At 61.2% G+C, this 18,443-nt stretch carries 23 protein-coding genes and 1 pseudogene; 18 read left to right on the plus strand and 6 right to left on the minus strand.

The genetic code is table 11. From position 1 onward, the window contains the following. Nucleotides 1-7: 7 nt before the first annotated feature. Both DBO86_RS20800 and DBO86_RS27360 read right to left on the minus strand, forming a co-directional pair. Nucleotides 8-478 carry a hypothetical protein gene (locus DBO86_RS20800; RefSeq protein ID WP_167399151.1) on the minus strand — a complete coding sequence of 157 codons (471 nt, stop codon included), beginning with the start codon at nt 476-478 and terminating at the stop codon, nt 8-10. A 24-nt stretch (nt 479-502) separates the two neighbouring features. After that, nucleotides 503-634, minus strand: a pseudogene (locus DBO86_RS27360) (DUF6538 domain-containing protein); the annotation flags it as partial. Nucleotides 635-743: 109 nt separating this feature from the next. On the opposite strand from DBO86_RS27360, the gene DBO86_RS20805 reads away from it, so the two are divergent. After that, nucleotides 744-1,061: a YqfO family protein gene (locus tag DBO86_RS20805; protein WP_108234711.1), complete on the plus strand. Its 318-nt coding sequence runs from the start codon at nt 744-746 to the stop codon at nt 1,059-1,061. A gap of 136 nt (nt 1,062-1,197) precedes the next feature. On the opposite strand, the gene DBO86_RS20810 is transcribed toward DBO86_RS20805, so the two are convergent. After that, on the minus strand, nt 1,198-1,701 hold the full coding sequence (locus DBO86_RS20810; RefSeq protein WP_003462732.1) for a L,D-transpeptidase family protein: 504 nt from the start codon (nt 1,699-1,701) through the stop codon (nt 1,198-1,200). A gap of 18 nt (nt 1,702-1,719) precedes the next feature. After that, nucleotides 1,720-2,274, minus strand: coding sequence for an NUDIX hydrolase (locus DBO86_RS20815; protein WP_108234712.1), 555 nt, complete (start codon nt 2,272-2,274; stop codon nt 1,720-1,722). Nucleotides 2,275-2,422: 148 nt separating this feature from the next. On the opposite strand from DBO86_RS20815, the gene DBO86_RS20820 reads away from it, so the two are divergent. Genes DBO86_RS20820 through DBO86_RS20840 form a run of 5 tightly spaced genes read left to right on the plus strand, consistent with a single transcriptional unit; the run spans nt 2,423 to nt 5,701 of the window. Further along, nucleotides 2,423-3,028 (plus strand): CoA pyrophosphatase, encoded by a 606-nt coding sequence (locus DBO86_RS20820; RefSeq protein WP_108234713.1) that lies wholly within the window; start codon nt 2,423-2,425, stop codon nt 3,026-3,028. Between the two features lie 21 nt (nt 3,029-3,049). Further along, a complete protein-coding gene (locus DBO86_RS20825; protein ID WP_108234714.1) occupies nt 3,050-3,577 on the plus strand; it encodes a gamma carbonic anhydrase family protein in 528 nt (175 codons plus the stop codon). After that, nucleotides 3,570-3,767, plus strand: coding sequence for a DUF1289 domain-containing protein (locus tag DBO86_RS20830; protein WP_108234715.1), 198 nt, complete (start codon nt 3,570-3,572; stop codon nt 3,765-3,767). The genes DBO86_RS20825 and DBO86_RS20830 overlap by 8 nt, the downstream gene beginning before the upstream one ends. A 21-nt stretch (nt 3,768-3,788) precedes the next feature. Next, nucleotides 3,789-4,970 (plus strand): formate-dependent phosphoribosylglycinamide formyltransferase, encoded by a 1,182-nt coding sequence (gene purT / locus DBO86_RS20835; protein ID WP_108234716.1) that lies wholly within the window; start codon nt 3,789-3,791, stop codon nt 4,968-4,970. Further along, nucleotides 4,967-5,701: an SGNH/GDSL hydrolase family protein gene (locus DBO86_RS20840; RefSeq protein WP_108234717.1), complete on the plus strand. Its 735-nt coding sequence runs from the start codon at nt 4,967-4,969 to the stop codon at nt 5,699-5,701. The genes purT and DBO86_RS20840 overlap by 4 nt, the downstream gene beginning before the upstream one ends. Here DBO86_RS20840 and DBO86_RS20845 read toward each other — a convergent pair. Both DBO86_RS20845 and DBO86_RS20850 read right to left on the minus strand, forming a co-directional pair. Next, a complete protein-coding gene (locus DBO86_RS20845) occupies nt 5,673-6,959 on the minus strand; it encodes an HlyC/CorC family transporter (protein WP_108234718.1) in 1,287 nt (428 codons plus the stop codon). The genes DBO86_RS20840 and DBO86_RS20845 overlap by 29 nt on opposite strands. 10 nt (nt 6,960-6,969) lie before the next feature. Continuing rightward, complete coding sequence (locus DBO86_RS20850; RefSeq protein WP_108234719.1) at nt 6,970-7,770, minus strand: cytochrome C assembly family protein; 801 nt, start codon at nt 7,768-7,770, stop codon at nt 6,970-6,972. Nucleotides 7,771-7,927: 157 nt separating this feature from the next. Between DBO86_RS20850 and ffh the strand changes: the two genes are divergently transcribed. The 12 genes from ffh (at nt 7,928) to DBO86_RS20910 (ending at nt 18,421) form a co-directional block, all read left to right on the plus strand. After that, complete coding sequence (ffh, locus tag DBO86_RS20855; RefSeq protein ID WP_108234720.1) at nt 7,928-9,307, plus strand: signal recognition particle protein; 1,380 nt, start codon at nt 7,928-7,930, stop codon at nt 9,305-9,307. Between the two features lie 141 nt (nt 9,308-9,448). Then, entirely contained in the window at nt 9,449-9,700 is a 252-nt protein-coding gene (gene rpsP / locus DBO86_RS20860; protein WP_003246162.1) for a 30S ribosomal protein S16, read from the plus strand. 8 nt (nt 9,701-9,708) lie between these two features. Next, nucleotides 9,709-10,245 carry a ribosome maturation factor RimM gene (gene rimM / locus DBO86_RS20865; protein WP_003462707.1) on the plus strand — a complete coding sequence of 179 codons (537 nt, stop codon included), beginning with the start codon at nt 9,709-9,711 and terminating at the stop codon, nt 10,243-10,245. 5 nt (nt 10,246-10,250) lie between these two features. After that, nucleotides 10,251-10,994, plus strand: coding sequence for a tRNA (guanosine(37)-N1)-methyltransferase TrmD (gene trmD / locus DBO86_RS20870; protein WP_092377102.1), 744 nt, complete (start codon nt 10,251-10,253; stop codon nt 10,992-10,994). Nucleotides 10,995-11,036: 42 nt separating this feature from the next. Further along, entirely contained in the window at nt 11,037-11,387 is a 351-nt protein-coding gene (gene rplS / locus DBO86_RS20875) for a 50S ribosomal protein L19 (protein WP_045734872.1), read from the plus strand. An 81-nt stretch (nt 11,388-11,468) separates the two neighbouring features. Continuing rightward, complete coding sequence (locus DBO86_RS20880) at nt 11,469-11,882, plus strand: acyl-CoA thioesterase (RefSeq protein WP_092377099.1); 414 nt, start codon at nt 11,469-11,471, stop codon at nt 11,880-11,882. A 106-nt stretch (nt 11,883-11,988) separates the two neighbouring features. Then, complete coding sequence (xerD, locus tag DBO86_RS20885) at nt 11,989-12,885, plus strand: site-specific tyrosine recombinase XerD (protein WP_108234721.1); 897 nt, start codon at nt 11,989-11,991, stop codon at nt 12,883-12,885. A gap of 119 nt (nt 12,886-13,004) precedes the next feature. Further along, complete coding sequence (dsbC, locus tag DBO86_RS20890) at nt 13,005-13,730, plus strand: bifunctional protein-disulfide isomerase/oxidoreductase DsbC (RefSeq protein ID WP_003462695.1); 726 nt, start codon at nt 13,005-13,007, stop codon at nt 13,728-13,730. 361 nt (nt 13,731-14,091) lie between these two features. Further along, nucleotides 14,092-15,396, plus strand: a complete 1,305-nt coding sequence (locus DBO86_RS20895; protein ID WP_108234722.1) for a homoserine dehydrogenase — start codon at nt 14,092-14,094, stop codon at nt 15,394-15,396. Nucleotides 15,397-15,454: 58 nt separating this feature from the next. Continuing rightward, nucleotides 15,455-16,864, plus strand: a complete 1,410-nt coding sequence (gene thrC, locus DBO86_RS20900) for a threonine synthase (protein WP_108234723.1) — start codon at nt 15,455-15,457, stop codon at nt 16,862-16,864. Between the two features lie 216 nt (nt 16,865-17,080). Beyond that, nucleotides 17,081-17,665, plus strand: coding sequence for a GNAT family N-acetyltransferase (locus DBO86_RS20905; protein WP_096825762.1), 585 nt, complete (start codon nt 17,081-17,083; stop codon nt 17,663-17,665). A 30-nt stretch (nt 17,666-17,695) separates the two neighbouring features. Further along, on the plus strand, nt 17,696-18,421 hold the full coding sequence (locus DBO86_RS20910; protein WP_096825763.1) for an iron-containing redox enzyme family protein: 726 nt from the start codon (nt 17,696-17,698) through the stop codon (nt 18,419-18,421). Nucleotides 18,422-18,443: the final 22 nt, after the last annotated feature.

Below are 18,443 nucleotides of genomic sequence, written 5' to 3' on the forward strand. Positions count from 1 at the left end.
TCTCTGACTACCAGTAATGGGCCGCAAACCTCTCTTGCAGGCTTTTACTTAGGGGAGATTTCGGCTTGTAGGATTTGTGATCCCTTAGGATGCCGCTTGCCTCCTCAGTCTGCCCCTTGGTCAACCCGTAGTCAGCCACTAGCTGATGAGCTATTCCGTCTTTAAAGAACTCTGTGAGTTTCTTGTACTCGGAGACGGCTTCGCTTGGAGACTTATCGGTGATATCGAACGTATGGGATGCGATGGTTTTAACCTTCCCGTGAATCGAGGGGTCATAGACCTCTGCGCTACCCTCGATTCTGTCGATTTCTTCCTGGCTCTTCTCTGGTAGAGCTTGTACGCCCATCGCATCAAGCACCATCTCATTCAAGAATCCTGAGAGGCTTTTTGAAGCTTTGGCGGCATCATCTCTCCATCCATCACCACGGCGAATTTGTGCTTCTCTCAGCTGTCGAAACTGAAGCTTCCACTCTGCCACCTGTCTCGCTGCTAGCTCTCGGGCCAGCAAAGCGTCACCGGTTCTCAAGCTCTTGCTGAGAATGCGCCTGTTGCCGAACGCAGGGCGAAGCGCAGCGGGGATATCGATTCTCGCGTGGTAGATCGTGCCGCGTTGTACGATATGGCTTGATGGCATAATGAGATTGCGTCCGAGGTTTCTACCCCATGATTCTACGCATAATTTCTACCCAAAATCACTGCTCGGCCCTTGAAGTGCCCTATTTTACTGGGTTTGGGGACTATTAATGTACAAACTGTGTTTTTACGTGCCGGAAGCCCATCTGGAGCCGGTGAAAAAGGCGGTGTTCGCAGCCGGCGGCGGGCGCATCGGGCGGTACGACAACTGCTGCTGGCAGGTGTTGGGCCAAGGTCAGTTCCGCGCTCTGGAAGGTAGCCAGCCGTTTATCGGTCAGGTTGGCAGCGTCGAGCAGGTTGCCGAGTGGAAGGTGGAAATGGTCGTTGCCGACGAGTTGATCCACGATGCCGTGAAGGCACTGAAGAAGAGTCATCCTTACGAAACACCGGCCTTCGATGTCTGGCGCTTGTCCGATCTGCAGTTCTGAATCACCTCAGCTAAGGCCTGCAACGCAGCCCTTCGTAGGAGCCCCGCCTCGGGGCGAAGCTTCTCACCTCCCTTGCGGCACGGGTTCGCGGCGGGGCGCCGCTCCTACAGGTTCAACGGGCGATTCAGTGTCTGGCTCAGGGCCTGATTTCGATCAGCGTCCCATCCTTGACCAGGCTCCATACCTCGCGCATGTCGTCGTTCTTCATGGCGATGCAGCCTTCTGTCCAGTCCAGGGTGTGGAAGAACCACTCCGGGTATTCCTCATCCAGCGGCGTGCCGTGGATCATGATCATGCTGCCCGGCGGCACCCCGGCTTCCTTGGCGCGAGCCAGATCGCGTGCGTTGGGGTAGGAGATATGCAGCGACATTTGGTACTTGTCGCTCGGCTTGCGCCAATCGATCCAGTAGAAGCCTTCCGGTGTGCGCAGGTCGCCTTCGCGCTGTTTGGCACCATTGGGCTGCTTGCCCAGCGAAATACGGTACGACTTGATGGTTTCGCCACGCTGCTGCAGATGCAGTTTGCGCTCGGATTTAAGCACCAGCACCTTGTCCACGGTCTGCTGGCTGGTCGCAGGCGTAGTGCTGGCCAGGGCGTTGAAGCTGAGAGTCAGGCAAAGTAGGGGCAACAACCAGCGCATCAGCAACGTCCGCAAGGGTCAACGGGGTGTGTAGTGGGCACGCAGTGCTTCGAGTGGCTCATTGCGTACCGGAAAGAGATTCTGCCGACGGTCGGCGAAGAAGCATTCTAAGGTACGGCCTATGGTCGGGAAAGCCAGCTCTGACCAAGGGATTTCGCTTTCTGCAAACAGTCGCACCTCCAGGCTCTCTTCGCCCACGGCGAAATCCAGGTCGACCAGCTCGGCGCGAAATATCATGTACAGCTGGCTGATATGCGGCAGGTCGAACAGGGTGTAGAGGCTCAGATCGCGCACGCGGGCGCAGGCCTCTTCCAGGGTTTCGCGGGCGGCGGCTTGCTCGATGGTCTCGCCGTTTTCCATGAAGCCCGCAGGTAATGTCCAATAGCCTCGGCGTGGCTCGATAGCGCGTCGGCACAGCAGCACCTGGTCACGCCATACGGGCAGGCAGCCGGCGACGATGCGCGGGTTTTCGTAATGCACGGTGGCGCAGTGAGCGCAGACATGGCGCATGCGGTTGTCGCCCGCGGGGATCATGCGGGTGACCGGGTTGCCGCACTGGCTGCAGAATTTCATGCCGGTTCCTCTTCTCTTGCCACTATCTTGGTCGTCTGAACAATGGCCGGCAAGCCCGCGATTACGGCCAGCTCGTCCTGTTTCAGGGTTGGGCGCCTGGCTGCTTTCATGCCATGATGCCTGGCAAAACAAGACTCCGAGTATGCCCATGCTGGACGAGTTGCTCCATCGTGTGCGCGGTTACAGCCCGCGCCTTCTGGAGGCCGAGCGCAGCTTCCCCGAGGCGGCGGTGCTGGTCCCGATTACCCGCAGTGATGAACCCGAGTTGGTGCTGACCCTGCGCGCCAGCGGTTTGTCGACCCACGGCGGCGAGGTTGCCTTTCCCGGTGGCCGGCGCGACCCGGAAGATCGCGATCTGGTGGATACCGCGCTGCGTGAGGCCGAGGAGGAGATCGGTCTGCCGCCCGGACTGGTCGAGGTGGTCGGGCCGCTCAGCAGCCTGGTCTCGCGACACGGCATTCAGGTCACGCCCTACGTCGGGCTGGTGCCTGATTACGTCGAATACAAGGCCAATGATGCGGAGATCGCCTCGGTATTCTCGGTGCCGTTGGAGTTCTTCCGCAGCGACCCGCGCGAAGTCACCCATCGTATCGACTACCTCGGGCAGAGCTGGTACGTGCCGTCCTACACCTATGGCGAATACCGCATCTGGGGGCTCACCGCGATCATGGTGGTGGAACTGGTCAACCTGATCTTCGACGATGCGCAGATCGCCCTGCACCAGCCACCCGAACACTTCATACACCTGCGCTGATAGCGCCGAGGACTGACGAGCATGAAATACCGCCTGGGAAGCTCCCGTGTCGACGCCCATCCCGAGAGTTGGGTCGCGCCAAGCGCCGACCTGATCGGCAAGGTTCGCCTAGAGGCCGGTGCCAGCGTCTGGTTCGGTGCCGTGCTGCGCGGCGACAACGAGCTGATCCATATCGGCGAGAACAGCAACGTGCAGGACGGCAGCGTCATGCACACCGACATGGGTTTTCCGCTGACCCTGGGCAAGGGCGTCACCGTCGGCCACAACGTGATGATGCACGGCTGCACCGTCGACGATTACAGCCTGATTGGCATCAACGCGGTGATCCTCAACGGCGCCAAGATCGGCAAGTACTGCATCATCGGCGCCAACAGCCTGATTCCCGAAGGCAAGGTGATTCCTGATGGCAGCCTGGTCATGGGCAGCCCAGGCAAGGTGGTGCGCGAACTGACCGAGGCGCAGAAGAAGATGCTGGAGGCCAGTGCCGCTCATTACGTTCATAATGCGCAGCGCTATTCCCGTGAGCTGGTACCTGATGACGATGAGTGATGTAGAAAAGCCGGTGCGTTCGCCCTGCGTGCATGTCTGCGCGCTGGACGAGCAGGATGTCTGCATTGGCTGTCAGCGCACCGTCGCCGAGATCACCCGTTGGGGCCGCATGGACAATGCCGAGCGCCGCGAGGTACTGCAACTCTGCCTGGAGCGCGCCCGCGCTTCCGGTCTCTTAATGACTTCCTGATTCACTGTTCGAGGAACACTCATGCCCCGTATTGGAACCCCTCTGTCGTCCTCCGCGACCCGTGTGCTGCTGTGTGGCTGCGGCGAGCTCGGCAAGGAAGTGGTGATCGAGTTGCAGCGCCTGGGCTGCGAAGTCATCGGTGTCGACCGTTACGCCAATGCGCCGGCCATGCAGGTGGCACATCGTAGCCACGTCATCGACATGCTCGATGGCGCAGCGTTGCGTGCAGTGATCGAGAAAGAGCAGCCGCACTACATCGTCCCGGAAATTGAAGCCATCGCCACTGCCACTCTGGTCGAGCTGGAGGCCGAAGGCTTCAACGTGGTGCCGACCGCGCGTGCCGCGCAGCTGACCATGAACCGCGAAGGCATTCGTCGTCTGGCGGCCGAGGAACTGGGCCTGCCCACCTCGCCGTACCATTTCTCCGACACCTTCGAGGACTACACCGCGGCGGTGAAATCCGTCGGCTACCCCTGCGTGGTCAAGCCGATCATGAGCTCCTCCGGCAAGGGCCAGAGCGTGCTCAAGAGCGACGCCGACCTGCAGCGCGCCTGGGACTACGCCCAGGAAGGCGGCCGTGCCGGCAAGGGGCGGGTGATCGTCGAGGGTTTCATCGACTTCGACTACGAAATCACCCTGCTCACCGTGCGTCATGTCGGCGGCACCAGTTTCTGCGCCCCGATTGGTCATCGTCAGGAGAACGGCGACTACCAGGAGTCCTGGCAGCCGCAGCCGATGAGCCCGAAGGCACTGGCCGAGTCCGAGCGCGTGGCGCTGGCGGTGACCGAGGCGCTCGGTGGTCGTGGCCTGTTCGGCGTCGAGCTGTTCGTCAAGGGCGACCAGGTATGGTTCAGCGAAGTTTCGCCGCGCCCGCACGACACCGGTCTGGTGACGCTGATTTCCCAGGAATTGTCCGAGTTCGCCCTGCATGCCCGCGCCATTCTCGGTCTGCCAATTCCGGCAATCCGCCAGATGGGCCCGTCGGCGTCGGCGGTGATTCTGGTGGAGGGCGATTCACAGCAGGCCAGCTTCGCCAACCTCGGCGCCGCGCTGAGCGAGCAAGACACGGCGCTGCGCCTGTTCGGCAAACCCGAAGTCAAAGGCCAGCGCCGCATGGGCGTGGCGCTGGCGCGTGACGAGTCCATCGAGGCTGCTCGCGCCAAGGCGCTGCGCAGCGCGCAAGCGGTTCTCGTCCAGTTGTGAGTCGGCATGCGCTGTGGTGGCTGGCGACTGTGCCACTGCTGCCATTGGCGCTGCCTCTGGCCCTGCATACCCGGCGCACGGCATTGCGTCTGCCGGTTGCGCAGGGCGAGCCAAGCGGCACCGCTGCCGCGCATTTACCGGGTGAGCCGTTACGCCTGCTGCTGATCGGTGAGTCGACCGTGGCAGGCGTTGGGGTCACCCACTTCGATCAATCGCTGGCAAGTTGCCTGGCCGCCGCCCTGGCTGAGCGCCTGGGGCGACCGGTGCGCTGGCGCGCCTGTGGCGAAAATGGCATCACCGCGCCTGAGGCCCATGAACGCCTGTTACCGCAGGCATTGATGGAGCCCGCGGACCTGGCGCTGCTGGTGTTCGGCGTCAATGACACCACCCACCTGACACCGAGCAAGCGTTGGCTGCAGTCACTGGCCGGGATGGCCGCTGCGCTGGGCGAGCAGGGCTGTCACGTGGCATTCAGCGGCGTACCGCCGTTGCAGCACTTCAGCGCCTTGCCCTGGTTGCTGCGGCAGTTGATGGGCTGGCGGGCCCGCTTGCTGGATGCTGAGTTGCAGGGCCTGGCGCAACGCCTTGGCGCATTGCATTGCCGGCTGGACCTGCCGTTCGAAGCGCATTACCTGGCCGAGGATGGCTATCACCCATCGGCAATGGGCTACCGACGCTGGGCCGATGGCCTGGCCGAGCGTCTCACTCCGTCGTTGCAGCGTCCGGTTTGACCTTTTTCACCTGCCAGACGCGCACGCTCTTCACCCGGTTTTCCGCTGCCTGGAGAATCTCCAGGCGATAGGGGCCGATCTTCAGGCAGACGCTGCTGTCCGGGATGCTCTCCAGGGCTTCGGTGATCAGGCCGTTGAGGGTCTTGGGGCCGTCGCTGGGCAGATGCCAGCCGAGGGTCTTGTTCACTTCGCGAATGTAGGCGGCGCCGTCGATGATCAGGGTGCCGTCTTCCTGCGGGTGGATATCGGGGCTGCGCAGGCTGTCCTGGTTGCTGAAGTCGCCGACGATCTCTTCGAGAATATCTTCCAGAGTGACGATGCCGATCACGTCGCCATATTCGTCAACGACAATGCCGATGCGCCGCTTGTGCTTCTGGAAGTTGATCAGCTGGGTCGCCAGGGGCGTGTTTTCCGGGATGAAATAAGGCTCGTGGCAGGCTGCCAGCAACGACTCCTTGGTCAACTGGTTGTGGCTCAGCAGGCGGGCGATCTGGCGCATGTGCACCACGCCTTCGATCTGATTGATGTCGCCACGAAACACCGGCAGGCGCGTGTGCGGGGTGGCGCGCAGCTGGTCGACGATGCTCTCCAGGTCGTCGTCCAGGTCGATGCCGGCCACCTCGTTGCGCGGGATCATGATGTCGTCCACCGTCACCCGTTCGAGGTCGAGGATGCTCAGCAGCATGCTCTGGCGGTTCGTCGGCAGTTCCGAGCCGGACTCACGCACCACGCTGCGCAGCTCCTCGGTGGAAAGACTGTCGCTGGCGCGCTGCGACGGATCGACGCCGAGCAGGCGCAGCAGACCGTTGCTGATCACGCTGGTCAGCCACACCACCGGGTAGAGTACGCGCAGCAGCAGGCTGAGCACGCGACTGGCGGGGAAGGCCACCAGTTCCGGGCGCAGCGCAGCCAGGGTCTTGGGCGTGATTTCACCGAAGATCAGCACGATGATGGTCAGGCCTGCCGTGGCAATGGCGATGCCGGCCTCCCCCCACATGTCCACAGCCAGCACCGTGGCGATGGAAGCGGCGAGAATGTTGACCACGTTGTTGCCGACCAGGATGGTGCCGAGCAGGCGATCCGGGCGATCCAGCAGGCGAGTGACGCGCTTGGCGCCACTGTGCCCTTCCTTGGCCAGGTGCTTGAGCCGGTAGCGGTTAAGGCTGAGCATGCCGGTCTCGGAGCTGGAAAAGAACGCCGAACAGAGAATGAGGAAAATCAGCAGGCCGAGCAGATAGCTCGAATGTAGGTCGTCCACGAGGTCTGCCTCAGATGTGCAGGATGAACTCGCGTACCAGCTTGCTGCCGAAATAGGCCAGCATCAGCAGGCAGAACCCGGCAAGGGTCCAGCGAATGGCCTTGTGCCCGCGCCAGCCGAGCTGATGACGGCCCCACAGCAGCACGGCGAACACCACCCAGGCGAAGCAGGACAGGAAGGTCTTGTGCGCCAGGTGCTGAGCGAACAGGTCATCGATGTACAGCGCACCAGACAGCAGCGACAACGACAAGAGTAGCCAGCCGGCGAAGAGGAAGCCGAACAGCAGGCTCTCCATGGTCTGCAGCGGTGGAAAGTTGCGAATCAGCCCGGACGGGTGCTTGTGCTTGAGCTGATGGTCCTGCAGCAGCAACAGGATCGACTGGAACACGGCGATGGTGAGCATGCCGTAGGCCAGGATCGAGAACAGGATGTGGGCGAGGATTCCAGGGTGCTCGTTGATCGGATTGATGGTGCCGCTGGGCATGAACTGCGCTGCCAGCACGGTCAGCGTGCCGAGCGGGAACAGAAGTAGCAGCAGGTTTTCCACCGGTATGCGCAGGCAGGCCAGCAGAATCAGGCCGATGACCGCGCAGGCAATCAGGCTGGCCGCATTGAAAAAGTCCAGGTTGAGGCCGTGTACGTCATACAACTGGAAGAACAGGCTGATGCCGTGCAGGCACAAGGCGAGCACGCCTAGCGACGCCAGCAGGCGTTTGTCGGGGGTGCTGCGCTGCGTCAGGCGCAGGCCTTGGTAAGCGGCGGCGCCGGCGTAGAGGAGGGCGGCGGCGAGACTGGGCAACAGAGGGTGCATAAATCCGTGTAAGGCGAGCCCGAAAGGCGCTGAGTGTGGCACAGAAGGGCGTCAGCACGAAAGACCGCCGGCGGTGTCGGCAGCTCGGCGACTTCGCTATAATCCGCCGCCTGTCGCACACCCGGCGCGCCGGGTCGCACCTATCAAAGGAACGCGCATGTTCGAAAATCTTACCGATCGCCTGTCCCAGACGCTGCGTAATGTCACGGGCAAGGCCAAGCTGACCGAAGACAACATCAAGGATACGCTGCGCGAAGTGCGCATGGCCCTGCTCGAGGCCGACGTGGCTCTGCCGGTGGTCAAGGACTTCGTCGGCAAGGTCAAGGATCGCGCCGTTGGTACCGAAGTCTCCAAGAGCCTGACGCCGGGACAGGCTTTCGTGAAGATCGTCCGCGCCGAGCTGGAAGAGCTGATGGGCGCGGCCAACGAGGATCTGGCACTCAACGCAGCCCCGCCTGCCGTGGTGCTGATGGCCGGCCTGCAGGGGGCGGGTAAGACCACCACCGCCGGCAAACTGGCCAAGTTCCTCAAAGAGCGCAAGAAGAAGTCTGTGCTGCTGGTGTCGGCCGACGTCTACCGCCCGGCGGCAATCAAGCAGTTGGAAACCCTGGCGGGCGACCTTGGGGTGACTTTCTTCCCCTCCGATGCCAGCCAGAAGCCGGTGGATATCGCCAACGCAGCGATCCGCGAAGCCAAGCTGAAGTTCATCGACGTGATCATCCTCGATACCGCCGGTCGCCTGGCCGTGGATAGCGAAATGATGGCCGAGATCCAGGCGCTGCATGCGGCGGTCAAACCGGTCGAAACGCTGTTCGTGGTCGATGCCATGACCGGCCAGGACGCCGCCAACACGGCCAAGGCCTTTGGCGAGGCGCTGCCGCTGACCGGTGTGGTGCTTACCAAGGTCGACGGTGATGCCCGTGGTGGTGCCGCCTTGTCCGTGCGTCATATCACCGGCAAGCCGATCAAGTTCATCGGTATGGGCGAGAAGAGCGACGCACTCGAGCCCTTCCATCCGGATCGTATCGCCTCGCGCATCCTTGGCATGGGTGATGTGCTCAGCCTGATCGAACAGGCCGAGCAGACCCTTGATCGCGAGAAAGCCGAGAAACTCTCCAAGAAGCTGAAGAAGGGCAAGGGCTTCGATCTCGAAGACTTCCGTGACCAACTGCAGCAGATGAAGAACATGGGCGGCCTCGGCGGCCTGATGGACAAGCTGCCGTCCATCGGTGGCGTCAACCTGTCGCAGATGGGCAGCGCCCAGGGCGCAGCCGAGAAGCAGTTCAAGCAGATGGAGGCGATCATCAACTCGATGACGCCGGCCGAGCGCCGCGACCCCGACATCATCAGCGGCTCGCGCAAGCGCCGCATCGCTATGGGCTCCGGTACCCAGGTGCAGGACATCGGTCGCTTGATCAAGCAGCACAAGCAGATGCAGAAGATGATGAAGAAATTCACCGCCAAGGGCGGTATGGCCAAGATGATGCGCGGCATGGGTGGCATGCTTCCAGGTGCCGGCGGAATGCCGAAATTCTGAGGCCTGTACCCCGGCCGATGGCCGTCCGGAAAAAGAGATTTGCAAACCGCCGCATAATCCTTAAAATATGCGGCCTTTCGGGCCTAGGCCCATTTTTAATGTGTGCCTCAAGTTAGCACCGACTATAGGAACGATGTTCACATGGTAACCATCCGTCTTGCTCGTGGCGGCTCCAAAAAGCGCCCCTTCTACCACCTGACCGTGACCAACAGCCGCAATGCGCGCGATGGTCGTTTCGTTGAGCGTATCGGTTTCTTCAACCCGATCGCTGCTGGTGGCGAAGTGCGTCTTTCCGTCGACCAAGAGCGTGCGACCTACTGGCTGGGCCAGGGCGCTCAGCCGTCTGAGCGTGTTGCTCAGCTGCTCAAGGAAGCTGCCAAGGCTGCTGCCTAAGCATCTTTATGAGTACGACGCCGGCCGTCGCCGAGGATTTGATCGTTCTCGGCAAGATTGTTTCGGTGCACGGCGTCAAGGGTGAAGTGAAGGTGTACTCCTTTACCGATCCCATCGATAACGTGCTCGATTACCGCAACTGGACGCTCAAGCGTGACGGTGAGGTAAAGAAAGTGGAACTGGCCAGCGGCCGCCTTCAGGGCAAGGTGCTGGTAGCCAAATTGAAAGGTCTGGATGATCGCGAAATTGCGCGTACCTACGCCGGTTTCGAGATCTGCGTGCCGCGTAGCGAGCTGCCAGAACTGGAAGATGGTGAGTTCTACTGGTACCAGTTACAGGGCTTGAAGGTCATTGATCAGGCAGAGCAACTGCTCGGTGTGGTCGACCACTTGTTCGAGACCGGTGCCAACGATGTGATGGTGGTCAAGCCCTGCGCGGGCAGTCTGGATGATCGCGAGCGTCTGTTGCCCTACACGGGGCAGTGCGTGCTTTCGATTGACCTGGCAGCTGGCGAGATGCGGGTCGACTGGGATGCGGATTTCTAAGGCTCATGCGCGTAGAAGTCATCACCCTGTTCCCGGAAATGTTTGCCGCCATCGGCGAGTACGGCATCACCAGTCGAGCGGTCAAGCAGGAGCTGCTCAAGCTCAATTGCTGGAACCCGCGAGACTACACGACTGATCGTCACCATACGGTGGATGACCGCCCTTTCGGCGGTGGTCCGGGAATGGTGATGAAAATCAAGCCTCTCGAGGATGCCTTGGCCAGTGCCAAGCAAGCCGCGGGAGAGACGGCGAAGGTCATCTACCTATCGCCGCAGGGCCGTAGCCTGAATCAGGCGGCGGTCCGCGAGCTGGCGCAGGAGGATGCACTGATCCTGATCGCCGGTCGTTATGAAGGCATCGACGAGCGTTTCATTGAGGCGCATGTCGATGAGGAATGGTCGATTGGTGATTACGTCCTGTCTGGCGGTGAGCTGCCGGCCATGGTGCTGATCGACGCGGTGACGCGCCTTTTGCCTGGTGCATTGGGTCATGCCGATTCGGCCGAGGAGGACTCCTTTACGGATGGCCTGCTCGACTGCCCGCACTACACCCGCCCGGAGGTGTATGCGGATAAACGTGTTCCCGAGGTGTTGCTTAGTGGCAACCACGAACACATCCGGCGCTGGCGTTTGCAGCAGTCCCTTGGTCGGACCTGGGAACGTCGCGCTGATCTTCTGGATAGCCGCTCGCTTTCTGGAGAAGAGAAGAAGCTGCTGGAGGAATACATCCGCCAGCGGGACGATAGTTAACGTATCGATGATGGGCCGGGAGGCTTGTCTTAGGAGCGCAGCATGACCAACAAGATTATCCAGATGCTCGAAGCTGAGCAGATGAACAAAGAAATCCCGACTTTCGCACCGGGCGACACCGTAGTCGTACAAGTGAAAGTAAAGGAAGGCGACCGTCAGCGTCTGCAGGCCTTCGAAGGCGTCGTTATCGCCAAGCGTAACCGCGGCCTGAACAGCGCTTTCACCGTGCGCAAGATCTCCAGCGGTGTTGGCGTTGAGCGTACCTTCCAGACCTACAGCCCGCTGGTTGACAGCCTGGCAGTCAAGCGTCGCGGTGACGTGCGCAAAGCCAAGCTGTACTACCTCCGCGATCTGTCCGGCAAAGCCGCACGCATCAAGGAAAAGCTGTCCTAAGTTCGGACGCTTCTCTGACAAAAGCAGCCTAAAGGCTGCTTTTGTCGTTTCTGGCTTGCAGTAATCATGAGTGGCAGTGAGATGACCCCGAGAGAGCAAGAGATCCAGCGACGCATCGCGCTGTCGGAAACCCGTGTGACCAAGGCGGTGTTTCCACCGACCACCAATCATCACAACACCCTCTTCGGCGGCACCGCGCTGGCCTGGATGGACGAGGTGTCGTTCATCGCCGCCACGCGGTTCTGTCGCCTGCCGTTGGTCACCGTTTCCAGTGATCGTATCGATTTCAAACACGCGATACCGGCGGGCTCCATCGTCGAGTTGGTTGGGCGGGTAATCAAGGTCGGCAATACCAGCCTCAAGGTGGAAGTCGAAGTATTCGTCGAGGGGCTGTATCAGGAAGGGCGCGAGCGGGCGATCAGCGGCAGCTTCAGCTTCGTCGCCGTCGATGATCAGCAGAAGCCGGTGCCGGTATTGCCGGGATTCTCTAGCTAGCCATTTGCCGGCCTTGGGCGAGGGCCGCTGATCGTCAGGCCGGTCTGCTGGTGCGTCGGGTGTTGGCTGTGGAACACTTGCCTACCCTGTAATTGAAGGTCAATCAATGCCTGCGCTGACTCACCCTCTGATCGAGCGCTTTCTCGAAGCGTTATGGTTGGAAAAAGGGCTTTCCGCCCATACTCAGGCCGCCTATCGCAGTGATCTTGAGCACTTCAATGGCTGGCTCGATGGGCGTGGCCTGGCGCTGCAGCATATCGGTCGCGACGCCATTCTCGATCACCTGGCCTGGCGCCTCGAGCAGGGCTATCAGGCGCGCTCCACGGCGCGCTTTCTCTCCGGTGTGCGCGGCTTCTACCGTTTTTTGCTGCGTGAAACGCTGATCAGTGAAGACCCGACGCTGCAGATCGAGTTGCCGCAGATCGGCCGGCCGCTGCCCAAGTCATTGTCTGAAGCGGATGTCGAAGCGCTGCTGCAGGCGCCGGATCTGGATGACCCCATCGGTCTGCGTGATCGCGCCATGCTCGAGGTGCTCTACGCCTGCGGTTTGCGTGTCAGCGAACTGGTCGGTCTGACGCTGGAGCAGGTCAATCTGCGCCAGGGCGTACTGCGGGTATTCGGTAAGGGCAGCAAGGAGCGCTTGGTGCCACTGGGTGAAGAGGCCATCGCCTGGATCGAGCGCTACATGCGCGAAGCACGCCCGCTGTTGCTGGGCGGTAAACCCAGCGATGTGCTGTTTCCCAGCTTGCGTGGCGAGCAGATGACCCGGCAGACCTTTTGGCACCGCATCAAGCACCAGGCGCAGGTTGCGGGTATCAGCAAGGCGTTGTCACCGCACACGCTGCGCCACGCCTTCGCCACGCATTTGCTCAATCACGGTGCCGACCTGCGTGTGGTGCAAATGCTGCTGGGGCACAGTGACCTGTCCACCACGCAGATCTACACCCATATCGCACGTGCCCGTTTGCAGGAGCTGCATGCGCAACACCACCCGCGTGGCTGATGCGCTGGCGGAATGGGGGGCCGTTGGCTGCGCCATCTGCTAGCTGGTCGGCTGTCCGGTGTTGCATCTGTGGTAGGCTGTTGCGATCTTCAACGGTCCGTCGTTCGACAGGAGTATTCATGTCCCTGACCCGTATTTCCCTGGCTCTGGCACTTGTGCTGGGCAGTAGCGCCGCCCTGGCTGCCGATCCTGATCAGGCCATTCGCCAGTCGCTCAAGTCGCTCGACGCCAATTTGCCGATCGAGGCGATTGCCGAAAGCCCGTTGCCGGGTATCTATCAGGTGCAGCTGGAGGGCGGCCGTCAGCTCTATACCAGTGCCGATGGTCAGTTCCTGATCCAGGGTTATCTGTTTCAGGTCAAGGACGGTAAGGCCGTCAACCTGACCGAGCTCGAAGAAAGCCGCGCGGTGGCCAAGCAGATCAATGCCATTCCGGCCAAGGAAATGGTGGTGTTCGCGCCGAAGGCGCCGAAGACCCATATCACCGTGTTCACCGATACCGACTGCGGCTACTGCCAGAAGCTGCACAGTGAAGTGCCCGAGCTCAACCGTCTGGGCGTCGAAGTGCGTTATGTCGCCTTCCCGCGCCAGGGCCTGAACAGCCCGGCGGCCAAGGAGCTGGTCAATGTCTGGTGCGCCAAGGATCAGCAGGAGGCGATGAACCGCGCCAAGACCCGCCAGAGCGTAGCCGATGCCTCCTGTGACAACCCGGTGGCCAAGCAGTACCAGCTCGGCCAGATGATCGGGGTCAATGGCACGCCGGCCATCGTCCTGGCCAACGGCAAGATGATTCCGGGCTATCAGCCGGCGCCGCAGTTGGCCAAAATTGCGCTGGAGTCGAACTAAGAACCTGTCCACGAGCTGCTGTGCGTCGGCTCTGCTGCGTTAAAAACAGGCCCGGAAAGCCGCTTGCGGCTAACGCACCTCAGTGCGGCCCGAAAGGGTGAGCGAAGCGAGTAATGCTCATTTACACCTCGTAAACTGCGCTTCCTTGCCTGTTTGACTCGCTGGCGCTCGCCCTTCGGCCAGCCTTCGGCTGTTACTCCCGCTGGTCGTTGCGCCTTGCATAGCTCTAGCTCGCGAGCTCGTGATCAGGTTCTGTGAGCGGTGGATTGACTAACAAACAGCCGCTTCGTAAGGTGCGGCTCTTTATCTGCGGCCGGAGCATGCTCCGGCCGTTTCGTGCAGTGCTGATGGGGAATTGAGTGTGAAGCCGGTCAAAGTGGGCATCTGTGGGTTGGGCACCGTCGGTGGCGGTACGTTGAATGTACTCAAGCGCAATGCCGAGGAGATTACTCGGCGCGCCGGTCGCGGCATCGAGATTGCCCAGATCGCCATTCGCTCGCCCAAGCCGCAGTACGACACCACCGGCATTGCCATGACCAGCGACGTGTTCGAGCTGGTCAACAACCCCGAGATCGATATCGTCATCGAGCTGATCGGCGGTTACACCCTGGCCAAGGAGCTGGTGCTCAAGGCCATCGACAACGGCAAGCATGTGGTCACCGCCAACAAGGCGTTGATCGCCGTACACGGCAACGAGATCTTCGCCAAGGCGCGCGAGAAGGGCGTGATCGTCGCTTTCGAAGCGGCTGTGGCTGGCGGTATTCCGGTGATCAAGGCGATCCGCGAGGGGCTTGCGGCCAACCGCATCAACTGGCTGGCCGGCATCATCAACGGCACCGGCAACTTCATTCTCACCGAGATGCGCGAGAAGGGTCGTGCCTTCGAGGACGTGCTCAAGGAAGCGCAGGCGCTGGGTTATGCCGAAGCTGATCCGACTTTCGACGTCGAAGGCATCGATGCCGCGCACAAGCTGACCATTCTCGCATCCATCGCTTTCGGCATCCCGTTGCAGTTCGACAAGGCCTACACCGAAGGCATTACCAAGCTGACCACAGCCGACGTGAACTATGCCGAGGCGTTGGGCTATCGCATCAAGCACCTGGGTGTCGCTCGCCGCACCGATGCAGGCATCGAGCTGCGCGTGCACCCGACGCTGATTCCGGCCGATCGCCTGATCGCCAACGTCAACGGCGTGATGAACGCGGTGATGGTCAATGGCGATGCCGTCGGCAGCACCCTGTACTACGGCGCGGGCGCCGGCATGGAGCCGACCGCTTCGGCAGTGGTGGCTGATCTGGTAGATGTGGTGCGTGCACTTACTACCGATCCGACCAACCGCGTGCCGCACCTGGCCTTCCAGCCGGATTCGCTCTCCGATCACCCGATCCTGCCGATTGCCGAGTGCGAGAGCGCCTACTACCTGCGCATCCAGGCCAAGGATCATCCTGGCGTGCTGGCCCAGGTGGCGAGCATCCTCTCCGAGCGCGGCATCAATATCGAGTCGATCATGCAGAAGGAAGCCGAGGAGCAGGACGGCCTGGTACCGATGATCCTGGTCACCCACCGTGTGGTCGAGGCGCGTATCATCGAGGCCATCGCCGCCATGGAAGCGCTGGATGGCGTGACCTCGCCGGTCGTGCGTCTGCGCGTCGAACAGCTCAACTAATCCCGTGTCCACCCGCAGGCCTCTGGTCTGCGGGTGCTGCAGAACGAAGGTTTATCCCATGCGCTATATCAGTACCCGCGGCCAGGCGCCGGCCCTGAATTTCGAAGACGTGCTGCTGGCTGGCCTAGCCAGTGATGGCGGCCTCTACGTGCCGGAGAATCTGCCGCGCTTCACCGTCGAGGAGATCGCTTCCTGGGCCGGCCTGCCGTACCACGAGCTGGCCTTCCGGGTGATGCGCCCGTTCGTTGCCGGCTCCATCGCTGATGCCGACTTCAAAAAGATTCTCGAAGAGACCTACGGTGTGTTCGAGCACAACGCCGTGGCGCCGCTGCGGCAGCTCAATGGCAATGAGTGGGTGCTGGAGCTGTTCCACGGCCCGACCCTGGCGTTCAAGGACTTTGCCCTGCAACTGCTCGGCCGCCTGCTCGACCACGTACTGGCCAAGCGCGGCGAGCGCGTGGTGATCATGGGCGCCACCAGTGGCGATACCGGCTCGGCCGCCATCGAAGGCTGCAAGGCCTGCGACAACGTCGACATCTTCATCATGCACCCGCACAACCGCGTGTCCGAAGTGCAGCGCCGGCAGATGACCACCATCCTCGGCGACAACATCCATAACATCGCCATCGAAGGCAACTTCGACGACTGCCAGGAGATGGTCAAGGCCAGCTTCGCCGACCAGGGCTTCCTCAAGGGCACGCGTCTGGTGGCGGTCAACTCGATCAACTGGGCGCGGATCATGGCCCAGATCGTCTACTACTTCCACGCTGCGCTGCAGCTCGGCGCGCCGGCGCGTTCCATCGCCTTCTCGGTGCCGACCGGCAACTTCGGCGACATCTTCGCCGGCTACCTGGCGCGCAACATGGGCCTGCCGGTCAGCCAGCTGATCGTCGCCACCAACCGCAACGACATCCTGCACCGCTTCATGAGCGGCAATCAGTACGTCAAGGAAACCCTGCACGCGACGCTGTCGCCGTCGATGGACATCATGGTCTCGTCCAACTTCGAGCGTCTGCTGTTCGACCTGCATGGGCGTAATGGTGCGGCTATCGTCGGCTTGATGGATACTTTCAAACAAGGTGGTGGCTTCAGTGTCGAGGAAGATCGCTGGAGCGAGGCGCGCAAGCTGTTCGATTCGCTGGCGGTGAATGACGAGCAGACCTGCGAGACCATCACTGAGGTGTACAGGGAGTGTGGCGAGCTGCTCGATCCGCACACCGCCATCGGTGTGCGCGCCGCGCGTGAGTGTCGCCGTAGCCTGGCGACACCGATGGTGGTGCTGGGCACCGCGCATCCGGTCAAGTTCCCTGAGGCGGTGGAGAAGGCAGGTATCGATGCCGTTCCGGCGTTGCCGGCGCACCTGACCGATCTGTTCCAGCGCGAAGAGCGTTGCACCGTGCTGACCAATGATCTGAAAGCCGTGCAGCAGTTCGTCGCGGCTCACGGCAATCGCGGCAAGCCGCTCTGATGGCGATTGGTGTTGCACGCATGAACCCGCCCTGATACGGCGGGTTTTTTATTGTGTGCATTTGTGGGTTAGGTGAGCGCTATGTGTTGGCCTGGTGATTCTTTCCCGACAATCATTCAGGTCATTTTTTCCACGTTTCCTGTCCGAAATCTGTCTGTTTTCTATGGGAGGGCTGCCCTCTAATAAGCGCCGTAGACGCTTTTGATGGAGACAGCGATGGGGCACTGGGAAGGCAGCATCAAGGTCACGAATGACGTTCGGCATGTCTCTCTGCGGTGGCTCGAGCGCATCGATCCGCAGGCAGCTGCTGCCATTGTCAGTCTGATCGACTGCACCGTCGAAGACGATGGAGTCCTGGGTTTTACGCAGGCGATGAGCGCCGGGCAGGCCCGTGAATTCTGTGTTGGCTTGCAGGCAGCCATTGATCGAGGCTGCGGCCATGCGCTGCTGGGCGAGAGCGTGGATGGCCCGGCGTGCTTTGTGATGATGACGCGTAGCGCCATGCCAAACTGCCGGCACCTCGCTGAGTTAACCAAGGGTGTGGTGCATCCGCACATGCGCGGTCATGGCTTGATACCGCAGCTCTTTCACGAAATCGTCCTGCGTGCTCGGCAGCTAGGCATCGAACGGTTGACCCTGGACGTCCGGGAAAACACTCGCGCACACAAGCTGTGGGGCCGTATGGGCTTCGTTTCGTTCGGTGTGCTGGAGGATTACGCGCGTGTCGGCGAGACCAGCCACCGCGGTCACTACATGACTCAGCGGGTCTCAGACCTAGCCGCACGCCTCGCTCTGGACTGACCCCGTAGTCATTTGACAAGGAGATAAACCATGACCATGCCCCAGGAGCAGTTCAAGCGCGCTCTGCAAGACACCTTGCACCAGCACTTGACCATTTCTCACCCAATCTTTCTCGAGTTGCTCGACCCTCAGACGAAGAATCTTGACCTGTTGCGCAAGGTCGCCACGCAGGGTTATCAACTGACCAAGTATTTCCTGACCTATGTCGAACACTTGTTTTTCTACTGTCCGTCGCCCACCTACAAGCGTGCGCTGCTGATCAACTGCTATGAAGAGGAAACCGGTCGCCTGTCTCGTACCGACAACCACGTCACTCTGATGCAGAACTTCATTCGCGCCCTCGGCGTCAGTGATGCGCAGCGCGATGCGGAAACTCCGCTCCCGGCCACCCAGCGGCTGATCGATTATCGTCTCGAGGCCGTGCGCGATCCGGCGCGTTATCACATCGGAGCGGCAGCGGTGATGATCGCCAGCGAGGGACAGAATCTGGAAACCGTTGCCGGCGATGCCCGCCATGAGCTGCTGGGCAGGGCCTATGGGCTGACCGAGGAGGACTTGCTGTTTTTCTCGGTCCACCAGAAAGAGGACGTTGGTCACGTCAATCAGGGCTTGGGGCTGGTCAGCGAAATCTGTACTTCCGAGCAGATGCAGCATGAAGCACTGCAGGCCGTGGATCTCACCTGCCGGATGTTCTACGGCATGTACGAAGACATGTACCGCCATTACTGCAAGGCTCGTGTCGTCGTACCCGCCTGATGCCAGCTCGCTGGCATATCTC

Origin of the sequence: Ectopseudomonas oleovorans, from assembly GCF_003052605.1 — a bacterium.
GTDB classification, from domain to species: Bacteria; Pseudomonadota; Gammaproteobacteria; order Pseudomonadales; family Pseudomonadaceae; genus Aquipseudomonas; species Aquipseudomonas oleovorans_A.